Raw genomic sequence first — 16146 nt, 5'->3', positions numbered from 1 at the left:
GACGCGCTGCCGGCGTGCAATGCGCCGCAGCCATGAGTCAACATGACGGGAACCGCGCAATACGGCCGCCTATTTTCGTGGAAGTGGGCCGTTATGGAAAGGGGCCATAGGTCGAAAGCGCCGTTTTGCCCCCGGAACGGGCCTGCGCCATGGCTTCGGGCCGGCGCATGGCGGCCGTGGCGCCGCTGCCGATACACTCGGCCACGACCTTGCCACCGAGTGCGCCATCCGTGTCCAGCCGCACGCCGCCCGACCCGACCAGCCCCGCCATGACCGGCACGGTCCGGCACGAATGGCTGTTCCTCAACTATTTCCGGGTGGCGCAGGCACTGGTCTACGTGGGCCTGTCCTTCAGCCCGCCCGGCATGGGCTGGCCACGCCTGGAAACCCCGGGCATCGCGCGGATCGTGGCGCTGGCCTACCTCGGCTTTGCCGTGCTGGCATTGCTGTCGGCGCGCCGCAACTCGCCGCGCATGCAATGGATGGTCTCGGTTGCGCTGGCGGTGGACGTGGCCGCCGCGCTGCTGGCGCTGAGCACCATGAGCAATGCGCGCATCGGCATCGAGATGATGCTGGCAGTGAACCTGGCCACCGGCGCCCTGCTGCTGCCGCTGCGGCTGGCCGCGTTCTTCGCTGCCCTCGCCACGCTGGGGCTGCTCGGCCATACCCTGCTGGAACTGCCCCACGGCAGCGGCACCAACGACTTCCACCTGCTTGAATCCAGCCTGTTTGGGCTGGCCTACTTCGCCATCGTCGCGCTCTGCCACGTGCTCAGTCGCCAGTTGCAGGCCACCGAGGCGCTGGCCGAGCAGCGCAGCATCGACCTGGCCAACCTGGCCCAGGTCAACGAGCTGATCATCCGCCGCATGAAGACCGGCGTGCTGCTGGTGGACGATGCCAACCGCATTCACCAGATCAACGAATCGGCCTGGATGCTGCTGGGCAACCCCTCCGCCGACCAGCGCGACCTGGGCCGGCTGGCGCCGGAGCTGTCGCGCCGGCTGTACCACTGGATGACCTCGGGCAAGCTCGACGAAACCGCCACCCAACTGGCCGACGGCGTGCCCGAGGTGGTGCCGCGCTTCACCCGGCTGGCGCCGAACGACGACTCGCTGGTGCTGATCTTCCTCGACGACACCTCGCTGGTCTCGCGCCGCGCCGAGGAGCTCACGCTCAGCTCGCTGGGCCGGCTGTCCGCCTCGATCGCCCACGAAATCCGCAACCCGTTGGCGGCGATCCGCTATTCGGCGCAATTGCTCGCCGAATCGGACGACATGAACGCCACCGACCAGCGCATGGTGGAAATCATCAACAACCACTGCGTGCGACTGAACGAGATCATCGAGAACATCCTGCAACTGTCACGGCGTGAGCGCTCTCGCCCGGAGACGCTGGATCTGGGCCACTGGGCCAGCGACTTCGTGGCCGAGTACCTGCAGGGCAACGACATCGGCAGCGACTCGCTACGCGCGATCAACAGCAGCGGTCAGGTCATCGCCGTGGCCGACCCGCAGCAACTGCAGCAGGTGGCATGGAACCTGGTGCAGAACGCGTTGCGTTACGGCCGCATGCCGGGCGAACCGGCGCGGGTGATGGTGGTGGCCCGGCTGGGCGAACACGGCGTGCCGATCCTGGAAGTCATCGACCGCGGCCCCGGCATCCCGCCAAAAGTCGCCGCGCAGATCTTCGAACCGTTCTACACCACCCACGAATACGGCACCGGCCTGGGCCTCTACCTGGCGCGCCAGATGAGCGAAGCCAACCAGGCCGGACTGGAATATGTGCGCGTCGCCGGCGGCGGCAGCTGCTTCCGGCTGGTGCTTACGCCGCCGGCGCGGGTGGGCGAAGCCCTGGCGTAGGTGCTCTCGCGCTCGTCATTCCTGCGCAGGCAGGAATCGCTTTGGCCGAAAATGCCTTCGGCTCCGTGCCGCCACCTAGGGTGGCGTGGTTTCGCCCACCTGCCGGCGGCCGAGTCACTTTCTCTCGCTTGCCCGAGAGAAAGTAACCCAAGAGAGAGGCACCCTGCGTTCGCGCCCACCGGCTCTGCGAGCCGGCGGGTCCGCGCCCGGCTACGGGGGTTCGCCGACAGCACATCCTGTGCTGACGGCGAACTGGCCGGCATCCCTGCCGGCCACCCTGCGGGCCTGATCCTACGCCGCGCGCCGCTTCTCGAAGGGGGATGAAAACCGCACACTGCAGCGTCGAGTTCAATCCCGCGAGCTTGCCCTTCCTAGCCCTCAGTTAACGGTGACGGCGCGGAGTGGCCGCTGGTGTAACAGGAAGAGCCACCTCTATTCCAAAAAGCCTCGACCGATCAGGCTTGTAGGGTCGGCGGGTCCCATAGGCCATTTCTCTGGGTTACGTCTCTTGACTCCGGGCATCCTGCCCTTCGCCCTTCGGGCCAGCTTCGCTGTTCGCCACTGCTCCTGCAGTGGCGTGGGCCAGCAAAGAGAGGTAACTCGGGCGCCGGCAGGCGCTCGAAAGTCCACCGCAGGCGAGCCAGTTTGCGACTACGCAAATTCGAAGCCGACCCGAGTCAGTACAACAATCCAAACCAGAAATGAACCCGCCCGCCGACTGGTGGACAGAACCCTCGGCACCACAGGTGACGGCCCGTAGCCGAAGGCATTTCAGTCAAGGCGATCCGCCCAAAAGATCTACCGCCCGATGCGCCGCAGGCGCTTCCCCGCCATCAGGTTGCGCTCGATCTGCTCCAGCGTGACGCCGCGCGTTTCCGGCACCAGCCAGAACGTGAACACCAGGAACACCCCGTTCAAGCCGGCATACAGCCAGAACGTGCGCGCGTCGCCAATGCCGTTGAGCAGGCTCAGGAAGGTGGCGCCCACGATCATGTTCGCCACCCAGTTGGTGAAGGTGGAGACGGCGATGCCGAAGTCGCGCCCCTTCAGCGGCTGTACTTCCGAGCACAGCGTCCAGATCAGCGGGCCGGCCGACATCGCGAAGCCGGCGATGAATACCAGCAGCATCGCCACGGTGAACAACTGCTCGCCGTGCGTGGCGATGCCCAGATGCATCATGGTGCCGACCACGCCCAGCCCCAGCGCCATGGTGGCGAAACCCGCATACAGAATCGGCTTGCGCCCCAGCCGGTCGACCAGGCCAAAGGCAATGAAGGTGGCCAGCACGTTGACCAGGCCCACCACCGCGGTAAACCACATCTGCGCTTCGGTGTCGTAACCCATGCCCTGGAAAATCCGTGGCGCGTAGTACATCACCACGTTCATGCCGGTGAACTGCTGCACCACTTGCAGCAACACGCCCAGGCCGACGGAACGGCGGAAATTGGCGTTCTGGAAAAACATGTGCCAGCCGCGCTGCGGGTTCTTCAGCTGCTCCTCGATGTCGGCCACTTCGCGTGCCACGTGATCATCATCGCCACGCAAGCGCCGCAGCACCTCCACGGCCTCGTCGCGCCGGCCGCGCATCATCAGCCAGCGCGGGCTGCACGGCAGCAGGAACAGGCCCAGCAGGAACAGCACGCCGGGAATCGCGATGATGCCCAGCATCCAGCGCCAGTTGCCGCTGTAGCTGAGTGCGGTATCGGACAGGAACGCGACCAGGATGCCGCTGGTGATCATCAGCTGGTACAGCGAGATCATCGCGCCGCGGGTCTTCTCCGGCGCCACTTCGGCCAGATACAGCGGCGCGGTGAACGTCGCCACGCCGATGGCCAGGCCCAGCACCACGCGCGCCGCGATCAGGCTGTCCGGCGACCACGCCAGACTGCACAGCAACGAGCCCAGCACGAACAGCACGCCCCCCAGGATCAGCGAGCGCTTGCGTCCCAGCGTGGCCGACAACCAGCCGGCGCCGAGTGCGCCGATGGCTGCCCCCAGCATCATCGAGCTGACGATCCACTCGACCATCCGGTCGCTGATGCCGAACTCCTTCTGGATGAACGGCGTGGCGCCGGAAATCACCCCGATGTCGAGGCCGAACATCAACCCCGCCAGCGCAGCGAGGATGCAGGTGACGACGACGGTGGTGCGCCGTGGCACGACAAGCGGTGCAGCGATGGCGTTCATGGATTCTCCCCGGTGGATGTCGATTGTTGAATGGGGCTTCCGCTGCGGCATGGCTGTGCCGGTGAAGCCCCTCTCCCTTTGGACGCGGAGAGGGGCCATGGATGGCCCCGCTTTGAGGAGCGAGGAAGAGGGGTTGGGGTGAGAGTTCGGCAACGCCGCCACGTCCCACTCCGCCCGTACCCTCACCCGGCTGCCGCCACCCTCTCCCGAAGGGGGAGGGGCGCACTTCGTTGCGCTCACGCAGGTCCGCGCGTCATGGCTTCGGACAGGGCAGCACGTGATCCGCGTTGGTGCCCAGTGCCACATGCGTGATCGAAATCGTGTCGCGTGCGGCCGTTTCCAGGCGGAACGGCACGTCGATGCGGGCCATGTTGGCACCGGCGTCGTGGAAGCATTTCAGCGACATGCCCACGCGCAGCCACTGGCCTTTCGGCAGCGTGGCCAGCGTGGCATCCACCGGCACACTGGCGCCGCATGTCCGGCCGCAATCCATGCCGAGCGTGACGCGTCCTGGCGCCAGCGCATCGATCTTGATCGTGGCCACCAGTTGCACGTCGCCATTGGTCTGGCGATCAAGGTTCAGCGGCTTGATAGCGTGCAATGCGAACGTGGCCGCATCGGTGCCGGACCAGGCGAGGCGTCGCGCATCTTCCTGCCGCTGGTAGTCCTCGGCGGCAACTTTCAGGCTGTCGTCAGGCGTGGCGGCGGGCATGGCCGTCACGTCGACAGGCGAACCACTGGCGCCCGACAGCGTCAGCGCCAATCCGCCTGCCGGCTTGCCGCGTTGCAGGTACACGCCAGGCGCGGCCACGTTGGCGGGCAGGCCGGAAACTTCGGACAGCTTGCCGAGGTCACCATTGTCCTCGTAGGTCAGGCCATAGCCGAACGCGAACTGCGGGTGGTAATCCTTCTGACCCACGTTGAGCGGCGTCTGCACCGCGGTACGCGGCCAGGAATAGGCCAGCTTGCCGTGGAAGTCGTACTGCACCTTGCCACTGGCATTGCGCAACAACACGTCGGCCACCCCGGCGCCTTCGGAACCGGGCAACCATGCGGCGACGAACGCATTGGAGGCGTTGATTTCCGGGTTCACCCACAGCGGACGCCCGGACAGGAATACCGACACCACCGGAATGCCTTGCGCGCGCAGACGGCGGATCAAATCGAGATCGGTGGGATCGCCCGGCGCGAACGCCAGCGTCGGCACGTCGCCCTGGAATTCGGCGTAGGGATTCTCGCCGTAGACCACGATCGCCACGTCCGGCTTGTGCGTGTACTTGCCGTCCACCGACAGCTCGGCGCTGCCTCCGGCGGCCTTGACCTGGGCGTCGATGCCGCTCCAGATCGATTCGCCATGCGGGAAGTCGGCATTGGTGGTGCCGGTGCCCTGCCAGGTCAGCGTCCAGCCGCCGCTTTGCTTGGGAATGCTGTTCGCGCCATCGCCGGCCACCAGGATGTGCTGCTTCGGATCCAGCGGCAGCAGGTGGTGTTCGTTCTTCAGCAGTACCAGCGACTCGCGCACCGCGCGACGCGCCAGCGCGCGATGTGCCGCACTGCCGATCAGGTTGAACTTGCCGCCCAGCGGCTGCGCCGACGGCGCCCCCTGGTCGAACAGGCCGAGCCGGAACTTCACCCGCAGGATGCGCGCGACCGCATCATCCAGCCGCGCCATCGGAATCACGCCGGACTTCACTTCCGCCAGCGTGTGTTCGTACAGGCCGCGCCAGCTGTCCGGCGCCATGTACATGTCCAGGCCGGCATTGATCGCCTGCGGACAATCGACGTTGCTGCAACCGGGAATCTGGCCATGGCCGTTCCAGTCACCGACGACGAAGCCCTGGAAATCCATCCGATCCTTCAGCACATCGGTGAGCAGCGCCTTGTTGCCGGTCATCTTCACGCCGTTCCAGCTCGAGAACGACGCCATCACCGTCTGCACGCCCGCAGCGATGGCCGGCGGATAACCGGCGTTGGCCACATCGCGCAAGGTCTTCTCGCTGATCTCGGCGTCGCCCTGGTCCTTGCCATCCTTGGTGGAACCATCGCCAAGAAAATGTTTGGCGGTGGCGATGACATGCGAACTGTCCAGAAACTGCGGCGTGCCCGGCTTGCCCTGCAAGCCTTCGACGGCCGCGCCGGCGTAACTGGCGACGACTTTCGGGCTCTCCGAATAGCCTTCGTAGGTGCGGCCCCAACGGTCATCCCGCGGCACCGTGATGGTGGGCGCGAAGGTCCAGTTGATGCCTGCCGCGCGCGCTTCCTGCGCGGTCGCCGCACCGATCTCGCGCACCAGTTCGGGATCGCGCGTGGCGCCCATCGCGGAGTTCTGCGGGAAGATGGTGGAGCCGAGCACGTCGTTGTCGCCATGCACCGCATCGACGCCGAACAGCACCGGGATGGCCACGCCACCGTGGCTGGTATCCATCGAGGCGCGATAGTACGCATCGGACAGCGCCAGCCATTTCGCCGGGCCAGCCAGCCGTCCGCCGCCAGGCTTGGAATTGCCACCGGCGAGGATCGAACCGAGCCGGTACTTGCGCACGTCGTCCGGCGTCACGCTGCCGATGTCGGCCTGGATCACCTGGCCGACCTTGTCGCGCAACGACATCTTCGAAAGCAGCGTTTGCACCCGCTGCTCCAGCGCGGCATCGCGCGCCAGCGGCCAGCGCACCTTCGGCCACAGCGCCGGATGCACCGTGGTATCGAACCTGACCACCTGCCGCGCGGCATCGGCATGGGCCAGGCCCAGCACGCCAGCCGACAAACCCACGACCAGCGCCACGGCACATAGCGGCACGCCCGCATCACGAAAGACAAACCGCACGGCAACTCTCCTCACAAACTTGTGCACGACGGCGCAGGCGAGCGCCGATACGAAGGGTGATGATCGAGTATTCGCAGAAAATGACAGCGCTGTCAAATTGACGGGAAATCGATCACCGAAGGACGCCAACCGCATGTCGTCATGCCTTGCGTGCACGGGCGCGCAGCGGCGCCGCGCCGGTCGAGCGACGCAATTGCAGGGTGAACGGCACCGACACCATGTCGCCCTCGGCATCGTTGTCGATCGTGCGCAACAACTGTTGCGTGGCGATGCGCCCCATGTCCTGACTGGGCTGGCATACCGTGGTCAGCGCCGGCCAGACCTGGCGCGACAGCGGCGTGTCATCGAAGCCGCAGATCGATACGTCGCCCGGTATCGACAGGCCATGCTCTGCCGCCGCCCACATCACGCCGGCCGCGGTGTCGTCGTTGCCGGCAAACACCGCCGTGGGCCGACGCCGCAGCGCGAACAACTGGCGCGCCGCGACCACGCCGGAGTCGAACGAGAACAGGCCCTCGACCACCAACGCCGGATCGAACGGCAGCCCCGCCTGCTCCAGCCCGTCGCGATAGCCCAGCAGACGCCAGCTGCTGGCCCCGTGCGAATGATGGCCGGTGATGTGCGCGATGCGCCGGTGCCCCAACGTCACCAGATGCCGCACCATTTCGCGCGCCGCCGAACGCTCGTCCAGCGTGGCGCCCACGCCCCGGCTGCGGCTCTTCGGCGAGATGCGCGCATGCGGCGTGCCGCGTGACTGCAGCAGCGCCAGCAACTTCGCGTGATCGGCGATCGGCGGCGTCAGCACCAGGCCATCCGGACGGAACTGCGAGACCAGTGCATCCACCCGCTCCAGGAAGTCCGGCGCGCTGGACAACAGCGGTCGCACCATCATGCTGTAGCGATGCTCGTCGCACGCATCGAGCACGCCGTTCTGCACCTCCATCACGTAGTACGGCGACGGGTTGTCGTACAGCAGCGCGATCAGGAACGAACGATTGCTGGCCAGGCTGCGCGCCGACGGATTGGGCCGGTAACCCAGCGCCCTCACCGCGGCCAGGGTCCGCTCGCGCAAGGCCTCGCGCACGTTCGGCTCGTTGTTGAGCACCCGCGATACCGTCTTTGGCGAAACCCCCGCCTGGCGTGCCACATCCTCGATGCGTGTCCTCATGGAACTCCCGTATTGTCCTGCCGGCCCTGCCCGGGCCGATGATCATCAATGCCTCGCTGGCCGGGCCCCTTCGGCGCCGCGAGGGGTTTCACGCCGGCCCGCCGTCACCCGCGTCCACGACATCCGGCACTGACGCCGGGACTTATGCCCAAATATCCTCAGCGCCCGGCCCGCGCCATCGCTGACGAAAATGACAGCGCTATCAATTTAAATTGACAGCGCTGTCATCTTGCGGTAAACCGGCATCGTCGGCAACTGATTCCGACGTGCCAACATCGGCACCACCAGTTTCATTACCAATTTCATTCCATGGGGAGAGACCTGAAATGAAGTACCGTTACTCAGCGCTTTGCGGCGCCATTCTCGCTGTGCTCGCGACAGGCAACGTGCTTGCCGGCGAGCCGGCGACGACCGCCCAGCAGGACCCTGCTGCGCCAGCCACCCAGGCTGGCCAGAAGACCATCAAGAACCTCGGCGCGATCGAAGTCACCGCAACCAAGCGCACGACTCCGCTCGAGAAAACCCCCATCGCGATCAGCGCCATCGGCGCCGACACGCTGGACAAGAGCCGCGTGATGACCGTGCAGGACATCACCCAGATGGTGCCCGGCCTGGCCGCCACCACCGAGGGTGACCATGGCGTCATCACGCTCACCCTTCGCGGCATCGGCAACGACAGCGCCAAGACTGAATACGCCGATCCGGAAGTGGCCACCTTCGTCGACGGCGTCTACGCACCACGCGCCGAAGCCGCCGCCAGCCTGCTGCTGGACATCGACCACGTCGACGTGATGCGCGGTCCGCAGGGCACCTTGTGGGGGCGCAACTCCACCGTCGGCGCGATCAACTTCGTGACCACCAAACCCGATCTCACCGGCGGCTTCTACGGCAATGCCGAAATGAGTGCCGGCAACTACAACCAGATCGGCACGCGCGCCGCGGTGAACCTGCCGATCAGCAGCACCTTCGCCCTGCGGGTGGCGGTGGCCCAGCAGCAGCACGACGGTTACGAGAACTACCAGAACCCGGTCGGGCAGATTCCGTCGGTAGCCCAGCAGCAGGCCAACTACATCGCCAGCGGTGGCAGTGCGGCGACGTTCCAGCCGATCAACACCAACCTGTACATCACCCGCGGCCAGAAGTACGGCGCGCAGAACCAGTCCGCAGCCCGCGTCAGCGCGTTGTGGCAACCCAATGCCGACTTCACCTGGAACCTCTCGTACGAGTACTTCCGTGATCGCGGCACGCCCAGCATGAACCTGATGCAGAATCCGCGTCCCGGCCAGGAATTCTGGTCGGCGCTGATCGACACCGCGCCGTATCTCGATCGCACCTCCAGCACGGTGCGCAGCCACATCGACTGGAACCTCAGCGACTACCTGACCCTCAGCTACGTGGCCGGCTACAGCAAATACAGCGGCAAGAGCGACTATGACCAGGATGCCGGCGCCGTACTGCCCACCAGTTTCAGCAGTGGCGGCATCTTCCAGGAAGACCGCACCAACTCGTCCAACTACCGCAACAGCAGTCAGGAAATCGACCTGAAGTCGCGCGGCGAGCACACCATCGACTGGATCCTGGGCCTGTACTACGCGCAGGAAAACAACAACATCCGTTTCGACATCCCGCAAATGCACGGGACCGAACTCGGCAGCGTGAACTGGCAGGGTTCGTTCATCCAGCCGAAGGAAACGGTGAAGTCCGACGCCGTCTTCGGGCAGGCCACCTGGCACATCACCGATTCGCTGCGCTTCACCGCCGGCGCGCGTTACAGCAAGGACAAGAAAACCAACCAGGGCGGCGTCAACTGGGGCTGGGCCTACGACCCCAGCGTGCCGCAATTGCCGATTTCCACCGGTGACGTTCCCGCACCGCCGGCATGGGCCATCTCGCAGCACAACGACGGCAAATACAACAAGGGTCATGCCACCTGGCTGGGCCGACTGGACCTCGACGTCGGCCAGCACGGGCTGCTGTACGCCAGCGTGTCCACCGGCTACAAGTCCGGCGGTCTGCAGGATGGTGGCACGCCGTATGCAGCCGAGACACTGACCAACTACGAAGTCGGTTCGAAGTTCTCGTTCCTCGACGGCCACGTCACCTGGAACAGCGCGATCTACTACGAGCGGTTCAAGAACTTCCAGCTCTCCGCGCCGATCACCTACCCGGACGGCAACCAGGGCCTGGGCTTCTCCAACGTCAAGGGCACCACCAAGGTATTCGGCATCGAATCCGAGCTGGCCGCGCGGATCGGCGACAACGACCGCTTCGACCTGGTGTTCTCCGCGATCCCGAAGAAGAAGCTCGGCACCCTGCTCTACGCCGGCAGCAACGACTACGCCGGCTTGCCTGCCTGTGCGCCTGCATCGGGCATCAGCAACTGCATCGACATCACCGGCAACACGCTGGCACACGCCCCGAGCGTGGACGTGACCGCGGTGTACGAACATGATTTCCGCCTCGGCAACGGCGGCACCCTGACACCACGCCTGAGCGTGCACCATGAAAGCATGAGCTGGCTCAGCCCGTTGAACCTGGGTGAAGGCGACCAGCAGAAGGCATATACCCGCGGCGATTTCACGCTGCGTTACGAGGAGCCGCAGGACAAGTGGTGGGTGGGCCTGTACGTGCAGAACATCGCCAACGACAAGGTGCGCACCAACGCCGCCCGGTTCATCGGCAACGACGGCAAGTTTGTCTATGTCTCGCAGTACCTCGCGCCGCGTACCTACGGCGTGAACCTGGGCATCTGGTTCTGATCGGAAGCCCCGATGTTCGACCCGCGCGGGGCAACCCGCGCGGCATCACGGGAAGCCCCCTCCCCTCCCTTGGCTTCCCGCGATACCGGACCGGCCCCCGCCGGTCCGTCCCGCCGATCGTCGACCTGCCGGGAACCCCGCCCGCAAAAGTCGCCATCGGCACCCCGCATGCCCATGGGCACGCACTGGCCCCCACCTCGGTGGGGGCTTTTTTTTCATGCGTCGCGCTCACCTCGCGTTCGGCCAGCAGCAACGTTGGCAGCGTATGCTGTTCGCCTGCGCCGAATGGAGGATGTGCCATGACCCGTCGCCTGACCTGGCTGCCGCTGGCCGTGCTGGCCTGCCTGCCGATGTTCGCCCACGCTGCTCGTGCCACTGATCCCGCACGCACGCTTGGCCAGTATCACTGGCAACTGAGCGCCGCCACCGATCACGCCGGCCAACGCCTCGACGCCTTGTTCGCGCATCCGCAAAAACCGCTGCAACTGGACTTCGCCGATGGCCGCATGCGCATCAGCCATGCCTGCAACGCGATCAGCGGCAGCTACCATGTCGACGGCAACAAGCTCGACATCGGCCCGCTCACCCACACCATGATGTTCTGCGCCGACAAGCCGCTGATGGCGATGGAGCGCGATGCCAGCCAGCGCCTGCACGGCGAGCTTTCGTTCAAGCTGCAACGCGCCGGCGCACAACCGCAATTGAACCTGACCACTGCCGCTGGCGACACGCTGTCGTTCACCGGCCAGCCCACGCCGGAAACCCGCTACGGCAGCAGCGGCACCACCGAATTCCTGGAAGTGGCGCCGCAGACGGTGCCGTGCGCCAGCCAGGCCATGGCCGGCAAGCAGTGCCTGTCGGTGCGCGAACGCCACTACGCCAGCAATGGCCTGAAAGCCGGCACGCCCGACCCATGGCATCCGCTGGAACAACCCATCGACGGCTATACCCACCACGCCGGCGTGCGCAACGTGTTGCGCGTGAAGCGCTATGCGATCAAGCATCCGGCAGCAGGCGCCCCGAGCAGCGCCTACGTGCTGGACATGGTAGTGGAATCGGCGCTGCCGACGGCAGATGCCGCGAAACACTGAAGGCCGGCTCACGATCCGCCACAGCCGCACTCGCAGGTGGGGCCCGATAAACGCATGCCGCAACGCGACGCTGCGACAATGACGGCTTCCGAACCACCGCCGCATACCATGCCCGATCCCGCCGACGCCCTCAGCTGCCACCCCATCGCCTTCGCCCGCTCGCCCTATGCGCGGCGCATCGATGCGCCACACCAACCCACGGTGGTGCAAGGTACGGAGACCGGCCACGCCGCCGATGCGCTGATCGTTTTCGTCGACGGCATCCCGACCGAAGCCTTCCGCGACCTGGCCGGTTTCGAGCGCATCTGGCTGCTGTTCGCCTTCCACCGCAGCGAAGGCTGGAAGGCCGAAGTGAAACCGCCGCGCGGTGGCGGCAAGCGCAGCGTGCTGGCCACGCGTTCACCGCACCGGCCCAACGCCATCGGCCTGTCCGCCGTGGAACTGGTGGCGGTGGAAGAGCGTGCACTGCGCGCGCGCGGCATGGACCTGCTCGACGGCACGCCGATCCTCGACATCAAACCGTACGTGCCCTACGCCGATGCGTTCCCGCAATCGCGCGCCGGCTGGATCGACGCCATCGACGCCACGCAAGGCCGGCAATCCGCGCCCGGTCCGCGGCGACCGCGCACGCGCTGAGCGCCTGCAGCGAGTCGTTACCTGGCTGCGCCCACGCGCTGGCGCACCGCATCCATGTCGCGTATCGGCCGCAGTTCGATGCAGCCGGTGCGTGCCCACGGAAATTCCAGCGCCATGCGCATCGCTTCGTCCATGTCCGCCGCCTCGATCAGGTTGAAGCCGGCCAGGTATTCCTTGGTCTCGGCGAACGGCCCGTCGGTGATTTGGGTGCGTTCGCCGCGCACGCGCACGGACCGCGCAGTGGACGCCGGCTCCAGTTGCTGCGAATCGTGCAATTGCCCCTGCCCGCGCAACTCGTCGGCATGCGCCAGGCAACCGCGCATGCGTGTGTCGAATTCACCCGCAGGCAGCGCCTCCAGCAAACTGTCGTCGACGTAGATCATCATCAGGAATTTCATGGTGTCTGCCTGCCTCGCACGAAAAGCGTTCTGCCCGATACTCCGCAATGCCTCGACAGAATCGCCGAGGGCCCCCTAGGAGCGTGGGCGGTAGAAACTTTCGAGGCGAAAAAGTGGCTGCGTGAAGACAGATTTTCGACGATTAGCCGGCCCATAGTGGTTCTATGGGCCAAGAATCGACGGAAATATGGACCACGCAGACACTTTTGCAGCCCGGAAGATTTCTGCCGCCCAAGCTCCTAGGATACGACGCACGCAGGCGGTCGCACGCATGCAGGGCGCAAATATGGAAGAAACGTTCACACCCGGCATCACCATTCAGCATCGATCCATGGCCCGCATCGTGACAAGACCGGCCGCATCCGTTTGCATGGGCGCATCCACGGCCCGGCAAAGCGCGTGCATGGCAAGGGTGTCGATGATCCATGCGCCCGAACGGGTGGAAAGCATCGACGCCGCGACACCTGCGTGTCGTTGCCGGGCCGTCTGCTGCGGGAGTGCCGCAGTCGCATCGTCAAGCCAGTGGCGCATCAATGCCGCCTTGCCCACGCCAGGCGACCCGACCATCGCCAAGGTGTTGCCCGGCACCAGCCATGCATCGAGCTGGGCCACGCTCGCCGGCACGGTGGCATTCACCAGCACCACGCACGCCTGGGGCAACAGGCGTTGCGCGGTGGCCAGCCAGGCCGATGCATCGGGACAGCGATCGGCCTTGGTCATCACCACCACCGGAGTCACGGCCGCGGCGAACGCCCGCGCGAGATGGCGTTCCACGCGCGTCACATTGAAATCCTCATCGCACGAAGTGACCACGAACAATGTGTCGAGGTTCGCTACCACCGGATTACCAGGGCCTGCATCGCCAAGCAACGCATGGGCGAACAGGGACTGGCGTGGCAGTACGCGCAGCAGGCGGCCACTGTGGTGTTCAAGCAACAGCCAGTCGCCGATGATCACGTGCATCTCGCCACCGGGCGAATGCCGTGGCCGTGGCATGTCCTGCCGTCCGCACGAGGACGCCACCACGAAGTGGTCGCCGTACTCGGCTACCACCCGCGCCGGGTAGCCGGCCTCGAAATCGTCCAGGTTCAGATCGTGCGCATAGCGCGGCTGCCAGCCAAGCTGGTGGAGGGAACATATCGGAAAAGGCATGAAAACACCCGGATGCAGACGGTGAAGCGACGGCCAATGCATGGCCGCACAAGGCGCCGGGGTGCGAGACAAACTTGAGGAAGCGCGCCAGCATGAAGCTGGCAGAGCGATCAGGCGCGCGTCGACCCGGCGGAGGTGGCTGCTACAACATTCATGGCTGTATTCCTCCTTCTGGCTGGGTGAACGGGATGCGCAGGTTAACCGTGCCGGCAACTGCACGCAAGCACATGTGACCGCTGGAAACCGGGCTTCGAGAAAACCCTGGCTTGCTGCTAGCGTGCAGGTTTTCCGCAGCACGGCTCCATGCGCATGCCCATCGACACGCACCCGCCCTCGGTATTGTTCGTCTGCACCGGCAACATCTGTCGCTCGCCGACGGCCCACGCGCTGCTGCTGCACAAGGCTGCCGCGCGCGGCATGCACGTGCACGCGGACAGCGCGGCGATCAGCGACGAGGAACTGGGCAACCCGCCGGACCGGCGTGCACTGGCCGAACTGCGCCGCCGCGGCGTGAGCATGCCGCCGCATCGTGCGCGCAAGGTGAAGCCGGACGACTTCCTGCGCTTCGACCTGCTGCTGGGCATGACGTCGACCCATGTGCGCGCACTCAGGCAACTGTTGCCGCGGCATGCGGACAAGGCCGACCTGCTGATGCGCTACGCCGACGGCCACGAGGCGATCGACGTGCCCGATCCCTGGTACGGCGGCACGCAGGATTTCATTGCCGCCTTCGACATGATCGACGCCGGCGTGGAGGGCTTGCTCGCACACTGGGCGGCAATGCGCGCCGGCTGAGTACCGGTCGCGCGCGGCCGCCCCTGCGGGGCTTTCGCCGGCCCCGTCAGGCCTGCCGATGCGCCAGCGCGAAGTCGATCGCCGCACACACCGCCGCCACCTGCGCCGCGTTGCATTGTTCCGGCGTGGCATGGGGGCTGTCGGGATAGACCTCGGTGGTGGTCTTGTAGCGTGCCGTGGTGATGCTGGCGCAAAGTCCAAGTGAGGTCAGCGCGTACTCGATCACGCCCGGTGCCACCACCGGCGAACCGATGATCTCGCCATGCGCATCGGCTGGCGCGATGTGGGTGACTTTCGCCACCGCCTCGATCACCGCCTGCTGGAACGCCGGCTGCGGGTGTTCGCTGTCGTCGACCAGGTAGAAACCGTCGGGAATCTCGCCCGGCTCGTACGCCACGCCATCGCGCGCAGCCAATGCCGGCCGGAATTCGGTTTCGTCGGTATCGGTGGTCTCGTGCAGGTCGATATGCATCAGCACGCGATCGCGGAACGGGGCGACCAGACGCATCAGTGATGCCGATTCCTGCGCCGGGCTGTCGGCGTGGAACGAACGGTTCGGGTCCAGCGCGTCCGGATTCCAGCGGTGGACGCGCTCGTAACCCCATGGGCTCACACACGGCACCATCAGCAAATTCGCCTTGCCCGCATAGTCGGCCGCATGCCGATCGATGAACTGCAGCGCGCCGTGCACGCCACTGGTTTCGTAACCGTGTACGCCGCCGGTTACCAGCATGATCGGCAACGCGTCGTCCCAGTGACGGCTCTTCAGCGCGAATTGCGGGTAGCTGTCGGGCGCGTAATCCAGACGACCGTATTCCACCACGTCGAAGCGCGCACTCAGGCCGTCGATCGCACCCAGCACATCGTCGGCGTAGCTGCGTTGACGGTGCTGGCGCGAACGCCAGGCGGCCACTTCCGCCGCGCCCCAGGGAATACCGGGCGTGCCGATCGGATAGGGGGCTTGGGTCGTCATCGTGTCACCTCGCTTCAGAGTCTTGGCATCAATCAAACGTGGCACTTTAACACCGGCCTCCGCTCACGCCGGGGCATCCGCGCTCGCCCGCAGCCACCCCTGCGTATTGCCATGCAGCAAAAAAGCGCAAATACCCGCGCTTTTCCGTTGCCGCTCCGAAAACATGCCGTATTTCCATGCCTTGCAGGGAGCGGCTTTGCGCGCGAGACCTGCCGTTTTTGCTTATCCAGCGTGTTTCAGATGCATCGATCGTGCGCTGCAGATTGCACTCACATGGATGTAACACTAGCTTCATACATGCGTT

At 65.7% G+C, this 16146-nt stretch carries 12 protein-coding genes; 5 read left to right on the top strand and 7 right to left on the bottom strand.

The window, feature by feature from the left end; all coding sequences use genetic code 11:
• Positions 1–91: 91 nt before the first annotated feature.
• Positions 92–271 (bottom strand): hypothetical protein, encoded by a 180-nt coding sequence (locus tag BMY90_RS17330; protein WP_092702784.1) that lies wholly within the window; start codon positions 269–271, stop codon positions 92–94.
• Here BMY90_RS17330 and BMY90_RS07015 point away from each other — a divergent pair.
• Positions 270–1859: a sensor histidine kinase gene (locus BMY90_RS07015; protein WP_092703043.1), complete on the top strand. Its 1590-nt coding sequence runs from the start codon at positions 270–272 to the stop codon at positions 1857–1859. The genes BMY90_RS17330 and BMY90_RS07015 overlap by 2 nt on opposite strands.
• A gap of 798 nt (positions 1860–2657) precedes the next feature.
• Here the strand turns inward: BMY90_RS07015 and BMY90_RS07010 are convergent.
• The 3 genes from BMY90_RS07010 to BMY90_RS07000 form a co-directional block, all read right to left on the bottom strand.
• The gene (locus tag BMY90_RS07010; protein ID WP_092702782.1) at positions 2658–4046 is read right to left on the bottom strand and encodes a sugar porter family MFS transporter; all 1389 of its coding nucleotides are present in this window, start codon (positions 4044–4046) and stop codon (positions 2658–2660) included.
• 253 nt (positions 4047–4299) lie between these two features.
• A complete protein-coding gene (locus tag BMY90_RS07005) occupies positions 4300–6870 on the bottom strand; it encodes a glycoside hydrolase family 3 protein (protein WP_092702780.1) in 2571 nt (856 codons plus the stop codon).
• A gap of 139 nt (positions 6871–7009) precedes the next feature.
• Complete coding sequence (locus BMY90_RS07000; RefSeq protein WP_092702778.1) at positions 7010–8038, bottom strand: LacI family DNA-binding transcriptional regulator; 1029 nt, start codon at positions 8036–8038, stop codon at positions 7010–7012.
• A 326-nt stretch (positions 8039–8364) separates the two neighbouring features.
• Here BMY90_RS07000 and BMY90_RS06995 point away from each other — a divergent pair, with 326 nt between their 5' ends.
• The 3 genes from BMY90_RS06995 (at position 8365) to tsaA (ending at position 12524) form a co-directional block, all read left to right on the top strand.
• Complete coding sequence (locus tag BMY90_RS06995; RefSeq protein ID WP_092702776.1) at positions 8365–10797, top strand: TonB-dependent receptor; 2433 nt, start codon at positions 8365–8367, stop codon at positions 10795–10797.
• 299 nt (positions 10798–11096) lie between these two features.
• The gene (locus BMY90_RS06990) at positions 11097–11888 is read left to right on the top strand and encodes an META and DUF4377 domain-containing protein (RefSeq protein WP_092702774.1); all 792 of its coding nucleotides are present in this window, start codon (positions 11097–11099) and stop codon (positions 11886–11888) included.
• A gap of 54 nt (positions 11889–11942) precedes the next feature.
• The gene (tsaA, locus tag BMY90_RS06985; RefSeq protein WP_245734968.1) at positions 11943–12524 is read left to right on the top strand and encodes a tRNA (N6-threonylcarbamoyladenosine(37)-N6)-methyltransferase TrmO; all 582 of its coding nucleotides are present in this window, start codon (positions 11943–11945) and stop codon (positions 12522–12524) included.
• 17 nt (positions 12525–12541) lie between these two features.
• Here the strand turns inward: tsaA and BMY90_RS06980 are convergent, their stop codons facing one another.
• Together BMY90_RS06980 and rsgA are read right to left on the bottom strand one after the other, a co-directional pair.
• Positions 12542–12922: a YciI family protein gene (locus tag BMY90_RS06980; protein ID WP_008210401.1), complete on the bottom strand. Its 381-nt coding sequence runs from the start codon at positions 12920–12922 to the stop codon at positions 12542–12544.
• 318 nt (positions 12923–13240) lie between these two features.
• On the bottom strand, positions 13241–14074 hold the full coding sequence (gene rsgA, locus BMY90_RS06975; protein WP_175481518.1) for a GTPase RsgA: 834 nt from the start codon (positions 14072–14074) through the stop codon (positions 13241–13243).
• 303 nt (positions 14075–14377) lie between these two features.
• On the opposite strand from rsgA, the gene BMY90_RS06970 reads away from it, so the two are divergent.
• On the top strand, positions 14378–14869 hold the full coding sequence (locus BMY90_RS06970; RefSeq protein WP_092702770.1) for a low molecular weight protein-tyrosine-phosphatase: 492 nt from the start codon (positions 14378–14380) through the stop codon (positions 14867–14869).
• 46 nt (positions 14870–14915) lie between these two features.
• Here the strand turns inward: BMY90_RS06970 and BMY90_RS06965 are convergent, their stop codons facing one another.
• A complete protein-coding gene (locus BMY90_RS06965; RefSeq protein WP_092702768.1) occupies positions 14916–15842 on the bottom strand; it encodes a M14 family metallopeptidase in 927 nt (308 codons plus the stop codon).
• Positions 15843–16146 lie beyond the last annotated feature (304 nt).

The organism is Rhodanobacter glycinis (genome assembly GCF_900114325.1).
Taxonomy (GTDB): Bacteria; Pseudomonadota; Gammaproteobacteria; order Xanthomonadales; family Rhodanobacteraceae; genus Rhodanobacter_A; species Rhodanobacter_A glycinis.
Note: the sequence above shows the minus strand (reverse complement) of the source record. Positions and strands in the feature narration are given on the sequence as shown.